Annotated in this window: 16 protein-coding genes; 5 read left to right on the forward strand and 11 right to left on the reverse strand. The window is 70.2% G+C overall.

Translation table 11 applies throughout. The features are described from left to right. Window positions 1–240: 240 nt before the first annotated feature. From ACI3KX_RS19010 to ACI3KX_RS19020, 3 genes are all read left to right on the forward strand, one after another. Entirely contained in the window at window positions 241–1161 is a 921-nt protein-coding gene (locus ACI3KX_RS19010; RefSeq protein ID WP_349426496.1) for a Bax inhibitor-1/YccA family protein, read from the forward strand. A gap of 161 nt (window positions 1162–1322) precedes the next feature. Further along, window positions 1323–1739, forward strand: a complete 417-nt coding sequence (locus tag ACI3KX_RS19015) for a hypothetical protein (RefSeq protein ID WP_363358202.1) — start codon at window positions 1323–1325, stop codon at window positions 1737–1739. Between the two features lie 78 nt (window positions 1740–1817). Further along, window positions 1818–1982, forward strand: a complete 165-nt coding sequence (locus ACI3KX_RS19020; RefSeq protein WP_404910715.1) for a hypothetical protein — start codon at window positions 1818–1820, stop codon at window positions 1980–1982. A 15-nt stretch (window positions 1983–1997) separates the two neighbouring features. On the opposite strand, the gene ACI3KX_RS19025 is transcribed toward ACI3KX_RS19020, so the two are convergent. Beyond that, complete coding sequence (locus tag ACI3KX_RS19025; RefSeq protein WP_404910716.1) at window positions 1998–5114, reverse strand: S8 family peptidase; 3117 nt, start codon at window positions 5112–5114, stop codon at window positions 1998–2000. Window positions 5115–5376: 262 nt separating this feature from the next. Between ACI3KX_RS19025 and ACI3KX_RS19030 the strand changes: the two genes are divergently transcribed. Then, a complete protein-coding gene (locus tag ACI3KX_RS19030; protein WP_404910717.1) occupies window positions 5377–5712 on the forward strand; it encodes a helix-turn-helix domain-containing protein in 336 nt (111 codons plus the stop codon). Window positions 5713–5764: 52 nt separating this feature from the next. After that, entirely contained in the window at window positions 5765–7003 is a 1239-nt protein-coding gene (ligD, locus tag ACI3KX_RS19035; RefSeq protein WP_404910718.1) for a non-homologous end-joining DNA ligase, read from the forward strand. Between the two features lie 283 nt (window positions 7004–7286). Here the strand turns inward: ligD and ACI3KX_RS19040 are convergent, their stop codons facing one another. The 10 genes from ACI3KX_RS19040 to ACI3KX_RS19085 form a co-directional block, all read right to left on the reverse strand. Then, window positions 7287–7883: a ClpP family protease gene (locus ACI3KX_RS19040; protein ID WP_404910719.1), complete on the reverse strand. Its 597-nt coding sequence runs from the start codon at window positions 7881–7883 to the stop codon at window positions 7287–7289. Continuing rightward, window positions 7880–8524 (reverse strand): ClpP family protease, encoded by a 645-nt coding sequence (locus ACI3KX_RS19045; protein WP_404910720.1) that lies wholly within the window; start codon window positions 8522–8524, stop codon window positions 7880–7882. The genes ACI3KX_RS19040 and ACI3KX_RS19045 overlap by 4 nt, the downstream gene beginning before the upstream one ends. A gap of 129 nt (window positions 8525–8653) precedes the next feature. Continuing rightward, window positions 8654–9235: a GNAT family N-acetyltransferase gene (locus tag ACI3KX_RS19050; protein ID WP_404910721.1), complete on the reverse strand. Its 582-nt coding sequence runs from the start codon at window positions 9233–9235 to the stop codon at window positions 8654–8656. Between the two features lie 52 nt (window positions 9236–9287). Further along, window positions 9288–10694 carry a glycosyltransferase gene (locus ACI3KX_RS19055; protein WP_404910722.1) on the reverse strand — a complete coding sequence of 469 codons (1407 nt, stop codon included), beginning with the start codon at window positions 10692–10694 and terminating at the stop codon, window positions 9288–9290. Window positions 10695–10791: 97 nt separating this feature from the next. Continuing rightward, window positions 10792–12390 (reverse strand): glutamine-hydrolyzing GMP synthase, encoded by a 1599-nt coding sequence (guaA, locus tag ACI3KX_RS19060; protein ID WP_404910723.1) that lies wholly within the window; start codon window positions 12388–12390, stop codon window positions 10792–10794. Further along, window positions 12387–12887 (reverse strand): DUF3817 domain-containing protein, encoded by a 501-nt coding sequence (locus ACI3KX_RS19065; protein ID WP_404910724.1) that lies wholly within the window; start codon window positions 12885–12887, stop codon window positions 12387–12389. Before ACI3KX_RS19065 ends, guaA begins: the two co-directional genes overlap by 4 nt. 131 nt (window positions 12888–13018) lie before the next feature. Further along, window positions 13019–16264, reverse strand: a complete 3246-nt coding sequence (locus ACI3KX_RS19070) for a metallophosphoesterase (RefSeq protein WP_363358212.1) — start codon at window positions 16262–16264, stop codon at window positions 13019–13021. A gap of 3 nt (window positions 16265–16267) precedes the next feature. Then, window positions 16268–18190, reverse strand: a complete 1923-nt coding sequence (locus ACI3KX_RS19075; protein WP_404910725.1) for a fibronectin type III domain-containing protein — start codon at window positions 18188–18190, stop codon at window positions 16268–16270. A 309-nt stretch (window positions 18191–18499) separates the two neighbouring features. Next, on the reverse strand, window positions 18500–19306 hold the full coding sequence (locus ACI3KX_RS19080) for an SURF1 family protein (protein ID WP_404910726.1): 807 nt from the start codon (window positions 19304–19306) through the stop codon (window positions 18500–18502). Between the two features lie 197 nt (window positions 19307–19503). Continuing rightward, window positions 19504–20622, reverse strand: coding sequence for a GuaB3 family IMP dehydrogenase-related protein (locus ACI3KX_RS19085; RefSeq protein WP_404910727.1), 1119 nt, complete (start codon window positions 20620–20622; stop codon window positions 19504–19506). Window positions 20623–20854 lie beyond the last annotated feature (232 nt).

Genomic DNA, 20854 nt, shown 5'->3' on the forward strand with positions numbered 1-20854 from the left:
CGGCGAGACGGCGACCCGCCCCCCTCGGCGAGACCCCACCGGGTGGACGAGACCGTGGGGTTCACCCGGGGTCTCGTCCGGCGGCTGGGGTCTCGGCAAACCCCCTCGGCAGACCCCTCGGCGGGAGCCCCGCTCAAAGCCAGCTCACAGCGCGATCCCGTGCCACCTCGCGCCCTGTCGGATAGTGTTGATCAACAGCATCGTGCTGGGATTCCCTTGACATTGGAGTGTGAGAGAGCAGTGGCCCTCAACAACCCCGCGTTCAACAGCCCGGCCTTCCAGGACCCGAAGGCCGTGCAGACCTACCCCGGCGGTTCGCAGGCGGCGAACCTGGGATCACAGACGCAGTTCGCGACGGCGCAGCGCGCAGGAACGGATGCCGCTTCCCAGGCCCACCTCGAGGGCATGTACGCCGCTCCGCCGGCCGGCTCCGTCGAGACGGGCCGCATGACCGTCGAGGACACCGTCTGGAAGACGCTCGGACTGTTCGCCGTCCTCATCGTCGGCGCGGTCGCCGGCTGGATGTGGACCATGGCGGGCGTCACCCCGGCCAACCCGAACCCCTCGATCGCCCCGTGGGCGATCGGCGCCCTCGGCGGCTTCGTCCTCTCGCTCGTCGTCATCTTCACGTCGCGCAAGAAGATCCGCCCCGCGTTGATCTTCGGCTACGCCGCGTTCGAGGGTCTCTTCGTGGGTGGCATCTCTGCCTTCTTCGAGATGATGTTCGAGGGCATCGTGCTCCAGGCGACCCTCGCGACGCTCTCGGTCGTCGGCGTCACGCTCGCCCTCTTCGCCAGCGGCAAGATCCGCGCGTCGAAGCGCGCGACGAAGATCTTCCTCATCGCGATGGTCGGCTACCTCGTGTTCTCGCTCATCAACATCGGACTCATGCTGTTCAACGCGCCCATCGCCGGCGGCGCGTTCGGTCTGCTGAGCCAGGAGGGCCCGTTCGGCATCCCGTGGGGTGTCATCATCGGCGTCTTCGTCGTGATCATGGCGGCGTACTCGCTCGTGCTGGACTTCGACAACATCCAGCAGGGCGTGCGCAACGGCGCTCCCCGTCAGTACGGATGGCTCGGCGGCTTCGGCATCATGGTCACCGTCGTGTGGCTGTACGTCGAGATCCTCCGCATCATCGCGATCGTGCGCAGCAGCAACTGACGCACAACGCTCACGAACGGCCGCCCGGGTTTCCGGGCGGCCGTTCGGCGTTTCTCACGCCATGACCACGGCAGCCGGGAGCCTGCCGTGCATCCCGTCGAGCCGCTATCCGCCTCCGCAGACCGCGCCTAGGCTGAAGCCGACTCGAGGAGTGACATGTCATGGCCCGGCGTTCTGCGGTTCTCGGCATCGCCGTGCTGCTGTGCCTCACCGGCTGCGCAGGAGGACCGATGACCGAGCCCACGCCGTCCGAGCCCACGCCCTCGGCGCACACCCGTCCGCCCTTCGCGACGACGCCGCGCGGCCCGATCGAGCCCACCGGCGAACCGGCCATCGTCCCGCCCGCCCGGTGGGATGCGATCATCGCCGATCTCGCCGACCGCGGCGTCTCGGGCACTCCCGAGCTCGTCTCCGCGCATGCGGTCACCTGGAACAACGGCGCCCTCGGATGCCCGTCGCCCGGCGTCTCGTACACGCAGGCCCTGGTCGACGGCATGCGCGTCGTCGTCTCCGTCGACGCCACGACGTACGACTACCGCTTCGGCACCTCGGACACCCCCAGGCTCTGCACGCGGTGACGGCCGGGGCGCCTCGATCGGGGGGCGCCTCGCCGTGGGCCGCTTCGGCACCTCGATCACCCCGAGGTTCTGCACGCGGTGACGCGCGGCCGCCTCGATGACCCCGAAGCTCTGCACGCGGTGACGGCCGGCCGCCTCGCCCTGGGCACTGCGCCGATGGATGCCGCGGCACCGGCCGCCGGCATCCGTCCCGTCTGCATGCACGAGATGGCGCCCCGCCTTTCGACGGGACGCCACCTCTGATCCGTGCGACGCGGGCTACTTGGCCTTGACCAGGATCGCCTCGTCCTTGCCGGCCGCGTTGTCGGTCGCGACGACCATGACGCCCAGCGGGTTCTGCTCGGCGAAGGCCGCCGCGTTCACGTCGACGGGCACCGGAACGGTGCCGCCGACCGGCACCGGCACGAACTGCCCGTTGGTGAGAGCCGGCGCCCACGGGTTGTAGGTCGCCGTGGCGTCGATGGCGTCCGACCCGTCGTTCACCGACGAGAAGCTCTGCGCGGTGTAGTCGAACGCTCCGGCCGTGACGCCGAGATCGCTCGCGACCACCGGCAGCAGGATGGTGCTGCTGTCGGTCGGCGCAGCGGCCAGGAAGCCTGTGGCGTAGGTCTCCTCGGTCTCGATCTCGTACGCGAACACCTGCGAGATGCCGTTCGCGCTGCCGGCTTCGACCAGCCCGCCGTCGGCCGAGAACACGATCCACTCCGGCTCGCCGTCGCGGTTCGTGTCGATGACGACGTCGAACTCGTTCGCCGCCGCGTTCGACCACCGGTTGTGCGTGCTGACCGCGAACACCAGCAGCTGGTCGCCGCCGATGTCGAACGACTGCACGCCGGCGGCGCGGAGGTCGTAGCCGGTGTCGGTGAACGACTTCGGCGCGTCCTTCTTGTCCTCCAGGCCCCACGTGTAGAAGTCGGCGTCGGCAGCCATGGCACCGGCCCGGTTCTTGAGCGAGACCTGCACCTGGCCGTCGACCGGCTCGCCCCTCTTGGTGACCTTGAGGTCTCCCGAGGCCGAGACGTCGCTCGTCGCACGAGGCACGAGCAGGTACGGGACCCGCAGCGTATCCGCCGACGACGAGAACACCACGTCGCCCGAGAACTCGTAGAACGCGAAGCCGCCGGCCGTCGAGCTGCCCGCTGCCGTCGCCGGAGCGGTCAGGGTGACGGTCACCTTGGCGGTGCGACCCGCCGGAACGGTCACCGTGCTGGGGCTGACGCTCACCGTCGCCGCCTCCGACTGCGCGGATGCCTCGACGCCGACGTCGTACGTCACCGCCTCGGTGCCGTAGTTCGTCAGCGTGACCGACTTCTTGTCGCGGAAGTCGCGGGAGCTCTCCACGAAGCCGAAGCTCAGCGCAGCCTCGCGCAGGCGCCCGTCCTCCGTCTTGAACGCGTCGCCGGTGGCCGTGACCTGCTGGCCCACCGCCTGGGCGGGATCGACCAGGCCGACGCCGCCGCGGACGAGATTCTGACCGGCGACCTTCTCGGGGTCCGCCGTCGAGACGAGCACCGAAGCGACCTCGCTGGCCTTCCAGGTCGGGTGCGCCTCCACGGCGAGCGCCGCGACGCCTGCCACGTGCGGAGCCGCCATCGACGTCCCCGAGATCGTCGCGGAACCGCTGCCGGTCCCGACGCCCGCGGACACGATCGAGACGCCCGGAGCCGCGACGTCGACGCCGAGGGCGCTGTCGCCGCTGCGCGGACCGCTCGAGCTGAACGACGCGTACCCGCGGAAGCCGGGGTTGGCGAGGTCTGCAGCGGTCACAGTCGCGGGCTCGCCGTCGACGAGCTTCGGGCCGTCCGACAGCCGGACGCCGAGGAACGGGATGGTCACGACGTACTCCTCGCCCGTGTCGGGGTTGGAGGTGATCTGCCCCTCGAACGGCGGGTAGTCGTCGGTCGAGTTGATCATCACCGCTGCCGCGGCGCCGGCCTGCTGGGCGAAGATCGCCTTGGCCACGCGGGCACAGACGCCGCGCTCCGAGACCGCGAGCTGGTTGCCGCCCACGGTCACGCCGGCGTGCTGATACGCCTCGACCGAGCAGCCCAGCTCCTCGTTCTCGTCGGCGGTTGCCGGGTCGTCGGTCAGACGGACCACGGTCATGCCCGGCAGGCCGGTCAGGACCGCGCCGTTGGCGTTGATCGCGGGGATCGCGACACCGTCCACAGTGATCTCGGCACCGGGGAAGGACTCCGTGCTGTCGACTGCCGCGACGGAGATGGCACCGTCGCCGTTGCCGGCCAGGTACGGGCTCGGGCCCTCGTTGCCGGCCGACTTCACGACGACCACGCCCGCACCGGTCGCGTTGCTGACGGCGACCTCGTCGGGGTCGTCGCCGCGACCGAACGGTGAGCCGAGCGACATGTTGATGACGTCCATGCCGTTCTCGACCGCCCAGTCGATGGCGGGGACGACCACGTCGGTCGATCCGCCGCAGCCGAAGACGCGGAGCGCGTAGACGTCTGCCTGCGGCGCGACGCCCGGGCCGATCGCCCACTCGGCCGACGCCGTCGAGGCGTCGTAGGGACCGGTGTACGTCTCGCCATCGGCCGTGACACCACTGCCGGCCGCGGTGCCGGCGACGTGGCTGCCGTGGCCGTTGCAGTCGAGGGGGTTGGCGTCGGGCATCGGAACGGGCTGGTAGTCCGGAGACGCGGGGTCGGCGTTGTACGAGTCGCCGACGAAGTCGTAGCCGCCCTTGACGCGCGGTGCGTCCGGGCCGAACTGCGCCGGGTCGGCGGGCTGCGCCTCGGCGGCGTTGGCCGCCGCATAGGCCTCGGGCGTTCCGACGCCGCCGAAGTTGGCGTGGGTGTAGTCGACGCCTGTGTCGATCACGGCGACCTTGATGTTCTCGCCGGTGTAGCCCGTGTCCTGCCACACTTGCGGCACGCCGAGGAAGGGCACCGACACGGCGTTGTCGAGCGTGTAGGTCTTCACGGCGTGCACGGCGACGACGTTGGGCAGGGCTGCCACAGCGTCGACCTGATCGGCGGGAAGGGTCGCCTGGATGCCGTTGTAGGCGGACTGCATCGTCGCCGCGACGTCGCCGTCCTTGCTCTCGATGGATCCGACGACCGCGTCCTGTGCGGACTCGAGCGTGTTCCTGATCGCCTTCCGCTCGGCGGCGGAGAGATCGCTGCCCTTCTTCGCCTGCGCGACGGCGACCGGGTCGCCGGCCATCTCGACGATGACGGTGACGCGCCCGTCGGCGCCCACGCTCATCGGGCGGACGGTCGTTCCGACCGCGCCCTTCGTGTCTGACTTCTCGAATCTCGACGACGGGTCGTCGTCGGGCGTGGCAGCCATCGCTGCGGTGGGGGTGGTGATCGCGAGCGCGAGCGCGCCGACGACCGCCAGAGAGCGTCGGTTCAAAGGGGAGCCTGCTTTCTGCGTGAGTGGGGAATCACGTTACGGCGGCACGCTATGTGCGAATTCTCAAAAGGTCAACAGGAATCTCCCAGGTTGAGCAGACCGCACAGTGACACCCGTCAGACGCTCACGAAACAGCGCATCGCGCAGCGCCGCCAGGCCCGCGACGCGTCGAGCCCGCCGGGGCCCCGTCGAGGGCGCTCGCACGTTCTGCTCTGAGCGGAACACCGTCGAGCACTCGGCGCCCGCGTCCTATCGTGAGCGCATGGCCGAGATCATCCCGCTGCCGACGAAGACGCATCCCTCTCGTGAGCCCGAGCCGCTCTGGCGCGACGCGCTGGGCGACCGCCTTCGGCGGCTCCGGCATGAGCGCGGCGAACGCCTCGCCGACACCGCCCAGCGCGCCGGGGTGTCTCCGCAGTACCTCTCCGAGATCGAGCGCGGTCTCAAGGAGCCGTCGAGCGAGATGATCGCGGCTGTCGCCGGTGCCCTCGAGCTGACGCTGATCGAGCTGACGGCCGGTGTCGTCGACGACCTCCGGTCGCGTGCCGCCGAGCGTGCGGTGGTCGGATGCCGCACCGCCTACGCCCTCGCCGCCTGAGTCGTCCCTCTCGCCCCTGGCCGATGTCCCGGGGCGTCGCTAGCCTGGCCGGGTGACGCCCGCGAAGTCCGAAGCCGAGATCCTCGACATCGAGGGGCACGAGGTGCGCATCTCGAGTCCGGCCAAGATCGTCTTCCCCGCGCAGGGGATCACCAAGCTCGACATCGTCCGGTACTACCTCGCCGTGGCAGACGGCGCGCTCCGCGGAGCGGGCGGCCGGCCGATGGTTCTCAAGCGCTTCCCCAAGGGGATCGACGCCGAGCCGTTCTTCCAGAAGCGCGTCCCCGAGAACCACCCCGGCTTCATCGACACCGCGACCCTCCAGTACGCCCGGGGCACCTCCGCTGAAGAGGCCGTGATCCGGGATGCCGCCGGCCTGGCGTGGGTGATCAACCTCGGGTGTCTCGACCTCAACCCGCACCCCGTCCGTGCCGAGGATCTCGACCACCCCGACGAGCTGCGCATCGACCTCGACACGATGCCGGGCGTGGACTGGTCGCAGATCGTCGACGTCGCCTTCGTCGCCCGCGAGGTGCTCGACGATGCGGGGCTCGTCGGCTGGCCGAAGACGAGCGGATCCCGCGGCATGCACATCCTGGTGCGCATCGCACCGCAGTGGGACTACAAGCAGGTGCGCACCGCGGCCGAGACGCTCGCACGTGAGGTCGAGAACCGGGCGCCGGGCCTCGCGACCGCACGCTGGTGGAAGGAGGAGCGCGGCGAGAGCGTGTTCGTCGACTTCAACCAGAACGCCAAGGACCGCACGGTGGCGTCCGCCTACTCGATCCGTCCGCTGCCAGACGCGCGGGTGTCGACGCCGCTCGACTGGGACGAGGTGCGCGAGCGCCGCCCCGACGAGTTCACGGTGCTCACCGTGCCGCAGCGATTCGCCGACGTCGGCGACCCGCACGCCGGCATCGACGACGCCGTCGGCACCCTCGACGGACTGCTGCGCCTCGCCGACGAGCTCGGTCCTGGCGAGAAGCCCCCGCGCGCCGGTGACGGATCGGGTCGCCGCCAGTCCACGATGCCGCTCATCGAGATCGCCCGCACGAAGGCGAAGTCCGAGTCGATCGCCGCGCTCGACGAGTGGACCGCGCGGTACCCGGCGGTGGCCGCGCAGCTGCATCCCGCCGACGTGCTCATCGACGGGATGCGCGGCTCGAGCTCGCTCTGGTACCGCGTGCGCGTGACCCTGCAGCACGTGCCCGAGGCCGAGCGCCCGCCGCAGGAGGACCTGATCGCCGACTACGACCCGTGGGAGGGCAAGGTCTGGCCGGGCTCCCCATGACGGCCACCGGTCGTTGAGCGAGCGAGCAACGAGCGAGACGAAACGCGCCCCCGCCCCACACCGGTCGTTGAGCGAGCGAGGAACGAGCGAGACCAAACGCGCGCCCGCCTCCCCCCGGTCGTTGAGCGAGCGAGGAACGAGCGAGACGAAACGCGCTGGAGGTCCCCGCGGACGCCGACGCGTTTCGTCTCGCTCCGCTCGCTCAACGACCGGATAAGCGCCGACCCGATCCGCTCGCTCAACGATCGGATCGGAAGGGCCCTGAACTTGCCGAAGGACGCCTTCAGCGACCCGGAACCCGCTCGAGCACCTGGTCGGCGAGACCGTAGGCGACGGCATCGGTCGCCGTGAAGACACGGTCGCGATCCGTGTCGACGCGCAGCTTGGCGGCATCCTGTCCGGTATGGCGCGCGAGGATCTCCTCGACCTCGCCGCGCACGCGCACGAGCTCGTCGGCCTGAAGGATCAGGTCGGGGATCGCACCCCTCCCCTGCCCCGCCGGCTGGTGCAGCACCACCCGCGCATGCGGCAGCACCGAGCGCTTGCCCGGCGCGCCGGCCGCCAGCATCACGGCGCCCACCCCGATGGCCTGCCCGACGACCGTGGTCGCGACATCGGGCCGCACGTGCTGCATCGTGTCGTACACCGCCAGCATCGCGGCGGGGTCACCTCCCTCGCAGTTGATGTAGAGCTGGATGTCGCGCTCGGGACTGTCGGCGTCGAGGTGCAGCAGCTGTGCGATCAGGGCGTTCGCGACGCCGGCGTCGATGCCGGTGCCGAGGTAGACGACGCGCTCGGTCAGCAGCTGCGAGTAGACGTCCATGATGCGATCGCCGCGCGGATGCTGCGCCACGACGTTCGGGATCGTGTACGAGGTCATGCCGCCACTTCCCTCGTCGCCGTGGCCTCTGCCCCGACGCCGAGACCCGCGGGACGTCGCCGGCGGGGCACGACCTGGGCGAAGTCCTCGACGATCCCGTCGATGAACCCGTAGTCCTGCGCTTCGGCGGCCGTGTACCACCGGTCGTGCAGCGAGTCGTCGAAGATCCGCTCGATGCTCTGTCCGGTGTCCTGCGCGATGAGGCCGAGCACGGTGTCGCGCATGTGCCGCAGGTCATCGGCCTGCACCTCGACCTCGACGGCCGACCCGCCGATGCCGGCGGATCCCTGGTGCATGAGGATGCGCGCGTGGGGCAGCGCGCGCCGCTTGCCCGGGGCGCCGGCAGACAGCAGGAACTGCCCCGCGCTGCACGCGAGCCCCAGAGCCAGGGTCGCGACATCGTTCGGGATCAGGTTCATCACGTCGCGTATGGCGAGCATCGAGGGGACCGAGCCGCCCGGTGAATGGATCCAGAGGGCGATATCGGATGCCTCGTCCTCGGCCGCGAGCGCGAGCAGCTGCGTCGCGATCAGGGTGCCGTTGTCATCGTCGAGCGGACCGTCGAGCACGAGCACGCGCTGGTGGAACAGCTCGCGACGCGCCTCGGCCCCGAACTGGGGGATCTTGCCTTCGTCTGCCATGACCCCAGCCTGCGCGGCTGCGCGAGTGACGGCATCCGGTTCCGCTCGCGGCGGCTCTGCCCTGGGCGGATCGCCGCCACCTCGATCTCAGGCGTGGGGCTGCGCACCGCTTCCATCGAGGACGCGGGCTCAGGCGAGCCGATGCATCAGCGTGCGCGCGGAGGGGAGCGCCGCGACCGCCGCGAAGCCGTGCCGGTCGAACATGGCGACGGTGCCGGTGGAGAACCCCGCGGGCAGCTGGCCGCCACGCCTCGAGGTGTCGATGGGGTACGCCTCGAGCGCGGTCGCTCCGCGCTCCACAGCGTGGGCCAGGGCCGCCGCCAGGAGCGCCGCGCCGACTCCCCCGCGGCGTCGCGCGGGCGGCACGAGGATGCAGTAGATCGCCCACACGCCCGGGTCGTCCGCCGCGTACAGGCTGTGAGCGCGTACGAGTCGGCTCGCCAGGACGTGCCGCACGCGCACGCGTGGCTCGACGCCGCACCAGCCGACGGCCGCGTCCCCGTCGAACGCGACCAGACCACGCGGCGGATCGAGGCTGCGCACCTGCTCGTGCAGCAGGTCTCGCCGCGACTGGCGCGTGGTGAGGCGCGCATCCGCATTCTCGAGGATGTGGAACTGGCACTGGCAGTTGCGCGACGACGCATCGGCCTGCATGACGGCGTCGACGGCATCCCATCCCGCCTCCGTCGCAGCGACCACCCGCACAGCCATGGAGCGACGGTACCGCCGGCCCCCGACACCGCCGAACGTGTCGGAGCGCGGATCAGCCGGCCGGGGTGCGCCGCGAGGGTCGCTCGACCGCGGCGCGGAGCGCGCCGGCGAGTGCGGGGCGCACGGCGTCGGGTGTGAAGGCCGCCGCGGCGGCTCGTGCCCGCGACGACAGCTCGGCACGACGGGCATCGTCCTGCAGCAGGACGGTGATCGCGTCGGCGAACCCCTCGACGTCGCCGGGTGCGACGAGCAGCCCGGCGTCGCCGATCGCTTCGCGCGGGCCGTACCGCGCATCGAACGACACGACCGGCAGCCCGCGCGCGAGCGCTTCGGCGATCGACAGCCCCTGCCCCTCGAACGCGGTCGAGGTGACGAAGAGCGCGCCGCGGTCGAAGATCGCGTCGCGGTCGGCGGTCGCTCCGTGGAGGGTGACGGATGCCGCCAGCCCCAAGCCGTCGATGAGCGTCTGCAGTTCGTCCCGCAGCGGGCCCTCGCCGTAGATGTCCAGCCGCGCGTCGGGTACGGCGGTGGCGACCCGCGCCCATGCCCGGATCGCGAGGTCGACGCGCTTCTGCGGCGCCAATCGGTTGAGCATCACGACCCGGCGCGGGTCGCGGGATGCGGCCGCGGGAGGCTCCGTGCCGAGCTCGATCGTGTTCGGGACGACGTGGAAGGTGCCCGGGTCGCCGAAGCGCGCCGCCACCTCGTCGCGCTGCGCGGCGGTCGGCCACAGCACCGCGTCATAGCGGTCGAGCGTCGCGAGCCACCGCTGCCACATGCCGGTCACCGGCGCGTCGGGGTCGTCGTGGGGCGCCGGCAGGTGCGAGTTGTGGACGGTGTGCACGAGCCGGACGCGCGGGTCGTCCCACCCGGTCAGCGCCTCGCCGATCTGACGCGACTCGAAGATGACGACGAGCATCCGGTCGGGGTCCCCGGCGGCAGCGCGCCGCTCGTCAGCGATGTGCGTCAGCCACGCGATGTACAGGCCGCGGAACCCGCGCAGCACGCGGTCGCCGCCCGGAGCATGCACGATGATCGCGGCATCCGAGAGATGCCATGTCGGGTCGTCCCGGAACACCGGCAGCGAGAGGATGCTCGTGCCGGTGGCGTCGGCCACCTCTCGGTACTCGACGCCCGGCCCGCGAGCGCCCTCTCCGGCCGGCTCCCCCACAGAGAAGAGCCAGGCGGGATCCGCGGCGACGTCATCGAAGAGGTTCCGAGCCGAGGCTGTGCCGTCGAGCAGTCCTGCGTCGACGAACGCCTGCCGCTGTGCGGCGTGCACATCGGGCGCCGCCCCGTCGACGCTCAGCTGCAGCGGATCCGGGGCGCCGGCGGATGCCAGCAGCCGCAGGCGGGTCGGGACGGCGACGGCGAAGCCGCCGTCCAGCCCCAGCGCGACGCGGCTGCCGACCAGCACGTAGTCGGCATCGGGCAGCGTGTCGTCGGGGGGCGGGGTCACCCGTCCATCCTCCCGCACGTCTCCGAAACGCCGGCGCCCCTACAGCCGGGAGAAAGCAGTGACGCCCCGGACCCGAAGGTCCGAGGCGCCCGCGGGATCACTCCCACTCGATGGTCCCCGGCGGCTTCGAAGTCACGTCGAGGACGACACGGTTGATCTCCCGCACCTCGTTGGTGATGCGGTTCGAGATCTTCGAGAGCACGTCGTAGGGCAGACGCGTCCAGTCCGCGGTCATCGCGTCTTCGGACGACACCGGACGCAGCACGATCGGGTGGCCGTAGGTGCGGCCGTCACCCTGCACGCCCACCGAGCGGACGTCGGCCAGCAGCACGACGGGGCACTGCCAGATCTCGCCGTCGAGGCCGGCCTTGGTCAGCTCTTCGCGGGCGATGGCGTCGGCATCGCGCAGAATCTCGAGACGGTCAGCGGTGACCTCACCCACGATCCGGATGCCGAGGCCGGGGCCCGGAAACGGCTGGCGGGCGACGATCGCCTCGGGAAGGCCGAGCTCGCGGCCGATGGCGCGCACCTCGTCCTTGAACAGGGTGCGCAGCGGCTCGACGAGCTCGAACTGCAGGTCCTCGGGGAGGCCGCCGACGTTGTGGTGCGACTTGATGTTCGCGGTACCGGTGCCGCCGCCCGACTCGACGACGTCGGGGTAGAGCGTGCCCTGCACCAGGAACCGGATCGGCTCGCCGTCGGCCGCGGCCTCGGCGACGAGTTCGCGCTCTGCGGCCTCGAACGAGCGGATGAACTCGCGCCCGATGATCTTGCGCTTCTGCTCGGGGTCGCTGACGCCCTCGAGCGCGTTCAGGAACTGCTCGCGCGCGTCGATCGTGACGAGGCGCACGCCGGTCGAGGCGACGTAGTCGTTCTCGACCTGCTCGCGCTCGCCCTTGCGCAGCAGCCCGTGGTCGACGAAGATCGCGGTCAGCTGGTCGCCGACGGCCTCGTGGACGAGCGCGGTCGAGACCGCGGAATCCACGCCGCCCGAGAGGGCCGAGATCACGCGGCCCGAGCCGATCTGCGCGCGGATGCGCTCGACCTGCTCGGCGATGACGTTGCCGCTGTTCCAGTCAGCGGCGAGTCCCGCGGCCTTGTGCAGGAAGTTCTCGATGACGTTCTGCCCGTAGTCGGAGTGCTTCACCTCGGGGTGCCACTGCACGCCGTAGAGGCGGCGCTCGTCGCTGCCGAACGCGGCCACCGGGGTGGCGCTCGTCGAGGCGAGGACGTCGAAGCCCTCCGGCGCCTTGGCGACCTGGTCGCCGTGACTCATCCACACGTTCTGCTCGATCGGCTGGCCACCCAGCAGCACGCCGCCGTCGCCCGTGACCGCGGCATCCGTCGCCCCGTACTCGCGGAGCCCGGTGTGGGCGACCTCGCCGCCCAGCGCCTGCGCCATCACCTGGAATCCGTAGCAGATGCCGAGCGTCGGGAGCCCCAGGTCGAAGACGCCCGTGTCGAGAGCCGGTGCACCCTCTTCGTACACCGACGAGGGACCGCCCGACAGGATGATGCCGACCGGGTTCTTCGCGGCGATGTCGGCCGCGCTCACGGTGTGGGGCACGATCTCGCTGTAGACGCCCGCCTCGCGCACACGACGTGCGATCAACTGCGCATACTGGGCGCCGAAGTCGACGACGAGAACGGGGCGCTGGGAGGTCTCGGTCCCTGCTTCTGAAAGGCTCTGAGTCAACGCTTGTTCTCCGTCGGGATCGCTTGAGTGAGGGACGAGTGCTCGGCGCGCGAGTGCAGCTCAGCGGCCTCGCGCTCGGACAGGTAGGTCTTCACGTCGCGCGCGACGCGCGCCTCCATGAAGAAGGACAGCAGCGGCACGATGCCGCCGGCGGCGAGCATTGCCAGGCGCCCGAGGTTCCAGCGCATGAGGCTCCACACGCGGAAGCACGAGATCAGGTAGACGACGTAGAACCAGCCGTGGGCGACGAGGATGCCGAGCGACAGGTTCAACCCGTCGCCCGTCGACTCGAGACCCGAGGCGGTCTCGACGACCGGCGCGAACCACAGGAACCCGCCGGAGCCTCCCAGGAACAGTTCGTAGCCGACCGCGTATTTGGCGATCATCTCGGCCACCAGCAGGAGCAGCATCGTGCCCGTGATGATGGAGCAGACCTGGTAGAACCTCAGGGCTCCGCGGATCGCCGGAAAGGAAGCGAGCTTCGGGGCGCGGGGCATGATGCCAGTCTACCCGCGGGATTTCGCCCGGGAATCCGGCTCTGGACGCGTGCACGGCCCGCGCACCGTCGCCGGCGGAGACGAGGATCGCCCTCCCCCGCGCAGCGAGAGAGGACGATCCTCGGGGTGGGTCAGCCGGCGTCGGAGCGCGCGATCTTGATCACCCCCGCCGGGTACCGGTCACGGGCCGACACGTACATCGCGTGCGTGTCCGGGTCGATCGAGACGCCGTAGACCTTGTTGCCGAACGCATGCGCCGAGAGACGCTCCACCAGGGAGAGATCGCTCGCACGATAGACGGACACTCCAGAGTTGTCGAACGTGATGCTCTGGTGTCCGACCACCAGGGTGTCGTCCGCCGGGTCGACGGCGATCGAGCGGAAGTCGGCTCCGTCGATGTTCAGCGTGTCCAGGAGCGAGTAGTCCTCTCCGTCGTAGACGCGGATGCCCTGGGTCGAGCCGGTCGCGTCGCTGTTGCTCACGTAGATGCGATCGTTGGCCGCGTCATAGGCGACGCCGTGCGTGCGCCAGGCGCCGCCGTCCGCAGGCCCCTCGACCGTGCGGATGAGCTCACCGCTCGCGGCATCCCGGACGTCGAAGCCCGTGCCGCGCAGGGCACCGAACACCCGCCCACCGGTGGAGTCCACGTCCATGCCGCGCACCCCGCCCGAGAAGGCGAAGGGTCCTCTGACCTTCGCGCCGGTCTCGGCATCCATCACGACCCAGTTGTCGCCGAAGGCGACCGTCAGCTCGTTCGTCGCGGCGTCGAACGCGATGTCTCGCAACCCATCCTCGACCGGGTCGAGCGTGGGCGCCGCAAGGGTGCGCACGACCTCATCGGTCTCAGGATCGATGACGTGCACCCGCGCCGGACGCATCTCGTCGGCGAGGTACATCAGGCCCGTGGTGGGGTCGACCACCGAGCCGACCGGACGAATCTCGTCCGCTCCCTCGGGGGTCGCGGTCGGGATGGCCGTGAGCGCGGTCGCGGTGTAGGGCCCGTCCGACGGATCGGTGGGATCCACCGGGTCGACCGGGTCCACCGGGTCCACCGGCTCGCCGCTGTCGGTACGGATGCTGACCGTCACAGCCTTCGCGGCGAGTTCTTCTCCGGGCGGGTTGAGGCGGAAGTCGCGGTTGGCGACGAAGACGCGTTCGTGCGCCTCGTCCACGACGATGCCGTATCCGTCCTTGCCGAACTCCGGCCCGACCTGGTCCACCAGCAGCGCGCCCGACGCGAGCGAATGCACCGAGAACCCGCCACTGTCCGCCGCCGTACCGGTGTAACCCACGTAGAGCAGACCCCGCTCGCTGTCGATGTCGACCTGACGCGCACCCGCACGCACCTCCTTCTCCCACAGCAGACGGAACCCGTCGTTCGCCGCGAACGCCTGCAGATCAGGAGTACCCGCCACGCTCTGGAACTTGGTCGTCACGATCGTCCCCGTCGCCGGATCAGCCGCCACGTAGTACGCATCCGCCGTGCCGTTGATCACACCCAACGACTCACCCGTCGACGCCCGGAACACCTCGACACCGCGAGCCGGAACCGCGACATACACGTAGTCGTTCACCGGGTCCACATCGATCGACCGTTGCGACTCGATGATCGAGTAGGGTCCGCGCTTGATCTGACCGAAGTCCTCGTCCGCGATCGACACGACCACCCAGTTCCGGTTCTGCTGACCCACGTAGAGCAGCTTGTTCTGCTCATCGATCCCCAGATCACGGATGTTCTCCGGCAACGTCATCTCCCGCAGCACGGTGTCGGTGTCCGGATCGATCTCGAACACCTTCCGGCTGTTCTGGTCGCCCAGATACAGCACATCCCGACCCTCGTCATAGGCAACCCCCGCCGGCAGAGACGCAGTATGCGCCCCGCCCGCACTGTTCGGCATCACCGAGTCGAGGTGCGTGAGGTGCTCGTACGCGAAGTCGCCGACCGGGTCCACCGGGTCTACGGGATCCACCGGGTCCGGCGGGACCTCGCAACCCAGGCACGGCGAGGGGGTGCCGGGATCGATGACCTGCGGCTCGACGCCGTCGACGACGAGCTTCTGGCCATCCTTCTTGGTGATCGTGAACCCGTCGAGGAACGCGCCGTCGGCCGTCCGCGACTCGAAGCGCAGGGTGCCGTCGGCGATGTCGACGACCTGGTAGGTCTGCATCCCGGTCACGAGGCGTCGCAGGTGCGCGTCGTTCTCGTTCCAGTGCCGCGGTCCTGCCTCGTAGAACTTCGAGCCGACGCTCGACGACACGTACACCGGGCCGGTGTGGCTCAGTTCGGGGTCCGCGCCCGCGGGCAGGTTCTGCTCGTTCGCATCGAGGTTGCCGCGGCCGTACGCGTGGTCGTGCCCGGTGAGCACGAGGTCGACGTTGTGCTCCTCGAGGATCGGACCCCACGACTGGCGGATGCCGAGATTGTTGCGTCCCTCGTCGAGCGAGTACACGGGGTGGTGGAAGTACACGACCGCCCACTCCCCGGGGTTGTCCGCGAGCACGGTGTCGAGCCACTCCGCCTGCACGGCGAGGCCCTCGGTGTCGATGATGTTGCTGTTGAGCGACACGAAGCGCACGCCCTGGTGATCGGTGTAGTACACCGATCCGTCCAGCTCGTCGTAGACGTCCCCCTCGCCCTCGGGGCCGTTGTCGGGATACGTGAACTGGTTCTGCCACTGTTCCGAGAGACCGCCCTCGTACTCATGGTTGCCGGGCGTCGTCAGGAACTGCTGCGTGCCGAGCGTGTACGAGAAAGCGTCATCGAGCTGCCCCCATTGGGCATCCGACTCCGCGTCGTTGACCAGATCGCCGATCTGCAGCACGAGGTCGGCGTTGGGACGATCGCGGAACGCGTTGCGCACGACGCGGGACGCATCGGAGTGGATGCCGGTCTGCACGTCGCCGAGGTAGATGAACGAGAATCGCTCATCGCCCGCGGACGCGGTCTCGAAATCCTGCCACTCGCTGAAGTTCGTGCCGTCGCCGACGCGGTACATGTAGGCCACGCCCGGCTGCAGGCCGGTGATCTTCGCGGTATGCACCGCCTGGGTGTACCCGAGATCGGTCTTCTGCTCGACGCGGTCCTGCGACGTCAGCTTCTGTACCCCGCTCGGATAGGGCGTGGGTGTCAGCGAGCGGTACTCGACGACGCCCTCCCCGACCGACGTGGACGAGCGCCACGAGATCACCTGCTGCGTCGTCGGGTCCTCGCCCGGGGTGAGGGTGATCCGGTCGGGGATGCCCCGCGGTGCATACCGCTGGGTGTCGGGGACGGATGCCGCGTTCGCGGGGCTCGCGACGAGTACGGCACCCGTCACGGCCACGGCGAGAGCGATGCTCCCGGCGATCAGCCGCTGAGGTGTGCGATGACGAGCCATCGGTCAGGCTGCCTTTCGGTTTCGGAGCAGGGTTCGGGTGACGAGGACGCCGCCGCCGAGCGCGAGGAGCGCACCGACGGAGATGAGCGCGACGGGAAGCTCGCCGCCGGTGGCCGGCAGAGCGCCGGCGGAGGCACCGGGGGAACGGGTGACGATGATGTCGACGCTCGCGCTGCGGCCCGACTCGAGACCGCGCACGACGATCGAGTGCTCACCCGCCGTCGCATCCTGCGGGATGGTCACCGTGGCGTTCACGGAACCGGCGTCGGTCGCAGTGGACAGTGCCAGCGTGACGGGAGTCGAGTGCAGCTCGATCGCGACGCGTTCCCCGGCGAGGAAGCCCGTGGCATCGATGGTGAGCTGCCCGCCGGGGGCGACCGAGGTGTCACTGAGGGTCAGGACGGGCTCGTCGGTTGCGGGATCGGTCGGGTCCACCGGGTCCACCGGGTCCGTCGGGTCCACAGGGTCCACCGGGTCGACCGGGTCGACCGGATCGACCGGGTCCACCGGCAACGCCGGCGGTTCGACACCCTCTCGGGTCGAACCGGGTCCGCCCGCCCATGCCTCGGCATCCGTCACGATCTTTCCATCGGCATCCTTCGTGATCGTGAAGGCGTCGAACAGTGCGCCGTCGACGGTGCGCGCCTCGACGTGCATGCGCCCGTCTTCGGTCACGTCGACCGTCTGGAAGAGCTGGATGTCGCGGCCGACGACACGCAGATTCGCGTCGTTCGCCGTCCAGTTGTTGGACCCCTCGGGGTCGGGGACGTACATCTTCGGCCCGGCGACGCTCACGAGATAGACGGGACCGGCGTGGCTGGTCGCGGCATCCACGCCCTCGGGCAGGTTCTGCTCGTTCGCAATCAGGTTCCCGCGGCCATACGCATGATCGTGGCCCTGCACGACGAGGTCGACGTCGTACTTCTCGAAGACCGGGAGCCACGACTCGCGCAGCGTCGCGTTGTCGCGACCGCTCGTGACCGAGAAGACCGGGTGGTGGAACGACACCACCGTCCAGTCGTTGGGGTTGTCGGCGAGGATGCCCTCGAGCCACTCCGTCTGCGCGGCGCGTGAGTCGGCGTTGAAGCCCTGCGTCGAATCGAGGCTGATGAAGCGCACGCCCTGGTAGTCGACGTAGTAGACCGTCTCGGTGAGCGAGTCCTGGCCTTCGGGGCCGTTGCGGGGGTACTCGAACTGAGCACCCCAATACTGGGAGAGGTCGGGGCCGGGGTAGTACTCGTGGTTACCGGTCGAGGCGATCACATTGAGGTACTGGTTCGCGAACGCGGCGGCCTCGTGCCACTCGCCCCACTCCGCGTCGCTCGTCTCGGTATCGATGAGATCACCGGCGTGGACGACGGCGCGCGCGTAGGGGCGCGCCTCGAACGCGGCGCGGAAAGCGCGCGACGTGTAGGCCTTGTTGTCGTTCTGGGCGTCGCCCTGCACGAGGAAGCTGAAGCCGCCGACCTGATCGGTCGCCGTGGTGAACTCGAGCCACTCGCTCCACGTCTCGCCGTCTCCGACGCGATAGACGTAGACCGTGCCGGGCTCCAGGCCCTGGATGGTGGCCGAATGATGCGCCACCGGGTAGCCGAGGTTGGCGTCGAACTGCACGCTGCTCGCTGCGGCGAGCGTCTGTGCGCCGGTGACCAAGCTGGGACCGCTGAGCGCCCACTGCACCTGAGGCGCGGTGACAGCATCGGACGTGCGCCACGTCACGGACTGGCTCGTCGTCGGCGACACGGTCGGCGTGAGGATCACGCGATCGGGGACGGCGGTGGGTTTGTGGATGGTGACGGGGTCGACGGCGGGCGGAGCGAGGCCACCGCCGGCGGCGACCGCGCCCCCTCCCGCCATGCTGCTCAGACCGATGGTCGCGGCAAGGAAACCTGCCGTGATCAATGCGGGACGGCCGATTCGGGGCACGCGGGATCACCTCTCGAGAGAGCCGCTTCGGGTGCGACTCGGTCAGCGCACGTGGCGCGGGCCCGCCAGTGCGGCGAGCCCGAGGAAGAGTCTGTCGACGGATCCGGGGCGGATCAGCGGGTTCTCCGGGACTTCGCCGACTGTTCAGTCCGTGTGCGGAAGTTACCCCGCGCGACCTGCTCCGGAGCAGCGGGCGACTGCTCTCGGACGGCATGCGGACATCATCCGTTCACACTGATCTGAACACGATTCAGGTGAATGGAGTTTCGCGCCTGGGTCCAACAAGTCCGACCCGTCGGACGAGTCGGATCAGGACCCCGACGGCTCCGGCTCGTCGCCCGGCTCGCGACGGGCGTCCTCGAAGTCCTCGAGCTCCTTCTCCCAGGCATCCTTCGCCAGGCGGTACCAGAGGTAGAACGCGAAGCCGGCGAAGACGGCCCACTCGAGCGCGTAGAAGATGTTGAGCCAGTTCACGCTCGACCCGTCCGCCGGTGCCGGGGAGGAGATCGCGGCGAGGCCGGCGACGGCGTCCTCGGAAGCCAGGTACGGGCGGTACACGAACAGCCCCGAGACGTCGTGCCATTGCCCCAGCAGGGCGGCCGGCGACATCCGTGTCAGCGTCTGCGGATCGGCGCCGCGCGGCGGCAGCACCGGTCCCTCGTCCGAGATCAGGCGTCCCGTCAGCTCGACGGTGTCGCCCGTCGCCGCCTCGGCCTCGAGCTTCTCGATCGCCGCACGGGCGTCGTCCTCGGTGGCGGCCCACCCCAGGGCCACCGCGACGGAGGTCGGGGCGGAGGTCTCGGTGCGGGTCGGTTCGAGGCGCAGCTGACCGGTGACCCAGTAGCCCTCGACGCCGTCGTTGAACCGGGACTGCACGATGACGAAGTCCTCGGGCACCCACCTGCCGGCGGTCTCGACCCGCTGACCCACGAGCGGCTCGGGGAGGTACTCGCCCGGCGCTGCGACGTCGGCGAGCTCCTGCACCTCTTCGGTCGCGCCGGGCGGCAGCGGATTCGTCTGCACCGCTCGACCCAGCTGCCACTGCCCGAGCCAGGCGAACACGGCTGCGACGACGAGGCACAGCAACAGCATCCCGATCCATCGCGGGCGCAGCATCACCTCGCGCAGCGTCGGCGGGAAGTCCTCGACCGGCTCGTCTGCATCCGGTCGTTGAGCGGAGGACGCTCCAGCGCCCGCAGACGAAACGCGCCCGTTCGTCGGATGCCCCGGCACGGGGTCGTCGGCGCCACCGAGGCGTTTCGTCTCGCTTGTTCCTCGCTCGCTCAACGACCGGGAGTCGTCGTCGGGGTCACTCATCCTGCGGCGTAGGGCGCGACGACGACCTCGACGCGCTGGAACTCCTTGAGGTCGGAGTATCCGGTCGTGGCCATCGACTTGCGCAGCGCCCCGATGAGGTTCGCGGTGCCGTCGGCGACCGGAGCCGGCCCGTACAGGACCTCCTCGAGGGAGGCGACCTGGTCGACCTTCACCCGACGCCCGCGGGGCAGCTTGGCGTGGTGCGCCTCAGGGCCCCAGTGGAAACCCCGGCCCGGCGCATCCGTGGCGCGCGCGAGCGCGACGCCGAGCATGACGGCATCCGCACCCATCGCGATCGCCTTGACGATGTCGCCCGACGTTCCCACACCGCCGTCCGCGATGACGTGCACGTAGCGTCCGCCCGATTCGTCGAGGTAGTCGCGACGCGCGCCGGCGACATCGGCGACCGCCGTGGCCATGGGGGCGTGCAGACCCAGGGTGGCGCGGGTCGTCGACGCCGCTCCCCCGCCGAAGCCGACCAGCACGCCGGCGGCACCGGTGCGCATCAGGTGCAGCGCGGCGGTGTAGGTGGACGCGCCGCCGACGATGACCGGCACATCGAGGTCGTAGATGAACTTCTTGAGGTTGAGCGGCTGATCGACGCTCGACACGTGCTCGGCCGACACCGTCGTGCCGCGGATGACGAACAGGTCGACGCCGGCGGCGACGACGGTCTCATACAGCTCCTGCGTGCGCTGCGGCGTGAGCGCGCCGGCCACGGTCACACCGGCGGTGCGGATCTCGGCCAGGCGGTCCCGCACGAGCTCGGGCTTGATCGGCTCGGCGTACAGCTCCTGCATGCGCCGGGTCGCGGCGGTCTTGTCGAGCCCCGCGATCTCGGCCAGCAGCGGCTCGGGGTCGTCGTAGCGCGTCCAGAGGCCTTCGAGGTCGAGCACGCCGAGGCCGCCGAGCTGGCCCAGCATGATCGCCGTGCGCGGGCTGACGACCGAATCCATGGGAGCGCCCAGCACCGGGATGTCGAAGCTGAATGCGTCGATCGTCCACGTGGTCGAGACGTCCTCGGGGTTGCGCGTGCGCCGCGAGGGCACCACCGCGATGTCGTCGAACGTGTAGGCGCGACGCGCGCGCTTGGCCCGGCCGAGCTCGATGTCCATGCTCACCCGACCAGCCTACCCGGCGGGGTTGTCGCGGCCGGATCCCGCCGGGCGCACGCGGTCTTCCCGGGTTTGGGGCGCACCGCGTGCGTCCGGGGCGCACGGGATCCCCGGGCGCACCCGGTGCTTCGCGGGTTTGGGGCGCACCGCGTGCGTTTAGGGCGTACGCGGTGCGCCCCAAACGGACGTGATGCGCCCCAAACCCCGACAGAGGTGAGGACGGGGCGGGGAC

The sequence above is a fragment of the Microbacterium sp. ZW CA_36 genome, from assembly GCF_044987475.1.
Taxonomy (GTDB): domain Bacteria; phylum Actinomycetota; class Actinomycetes; order Actinomycetales; family Microbacteriaceae; genus Microbacterium.

What these genes read in the sequence shown, in the direction of transcription:
- ACI3KX_RS19015 (WP_363358202.1), top strand. Translation starts at nt 1,323, where the DNA reads ATGGCCCGGCGTTCTGCGGTTCTCGGCATCGCCGTGCTGCTGTGCCTC.
- ACI3KX_RS19030 (WP_404910717.1), top strand. Translation starts at nt 5,377, where the DNA reads ATGGCCGAGATCATCCCGCTGCCGACGAAGACGCATCCCTCTCGTGAG.
- ACI3KX_RS19040 (WP_404910719.1), bottom strand. Translation starts at nt 7,883, where the DNA reads ATGACCTCGTACACGATCCCGAACGTCGTGGCGCAGCATCCGCGCGGC.
- ACI3KX_RS19045 (WP_404910720.1), bottom strand. Translation starts at nt 8,524, where the DNA reads ATGGCAGACGAAGGCAAGATCCCCCAGTTCGGGGCCGAGGCGCGTCGC.
- ACI3KX_RS19050 (WP_404910721.1), bottom strand. Translation starts at nt 9,235, where the DNA reads ATGGCTGTGCGGGTGGTCGCTGCGACGGAGGCGGGATGGGATGCCGTC.
- ACI3KX_RS19065 (WP_404910724.1), bottom strand. Translation starts at nt 12,887, where the DNA reads ATGCCCCGCGCCCCGAAGCTCGCTTCCTTTCCGGCGATCCGCGGAGCC.
- ACI3KX_RS19070 (WP_363358212.1), bottom strand. Translation starts at nt 16,264, where the DNA reads ATGGCTCGTCATCGCACACCTCAGCGGCTGATCGCCGGGAGCATCGCT.
- ACI3KX_RS19080 (WP_404910726.1), bottom strand. Translation starts at nt 19,306, where the DNA reads ATGCTGCGCCCGCGATGGATCGGGATGCTGTTGCTGTGCCTCGTCGTC.
- ACI3KX_RS19085 (WP_404910727.1), bottom strand. Translation starts at nt 20,622, where the DNA reads ATGGACATCGAGCTCGGCCGGGCCAAGCGCGCGCGTCGCGCCTACACG.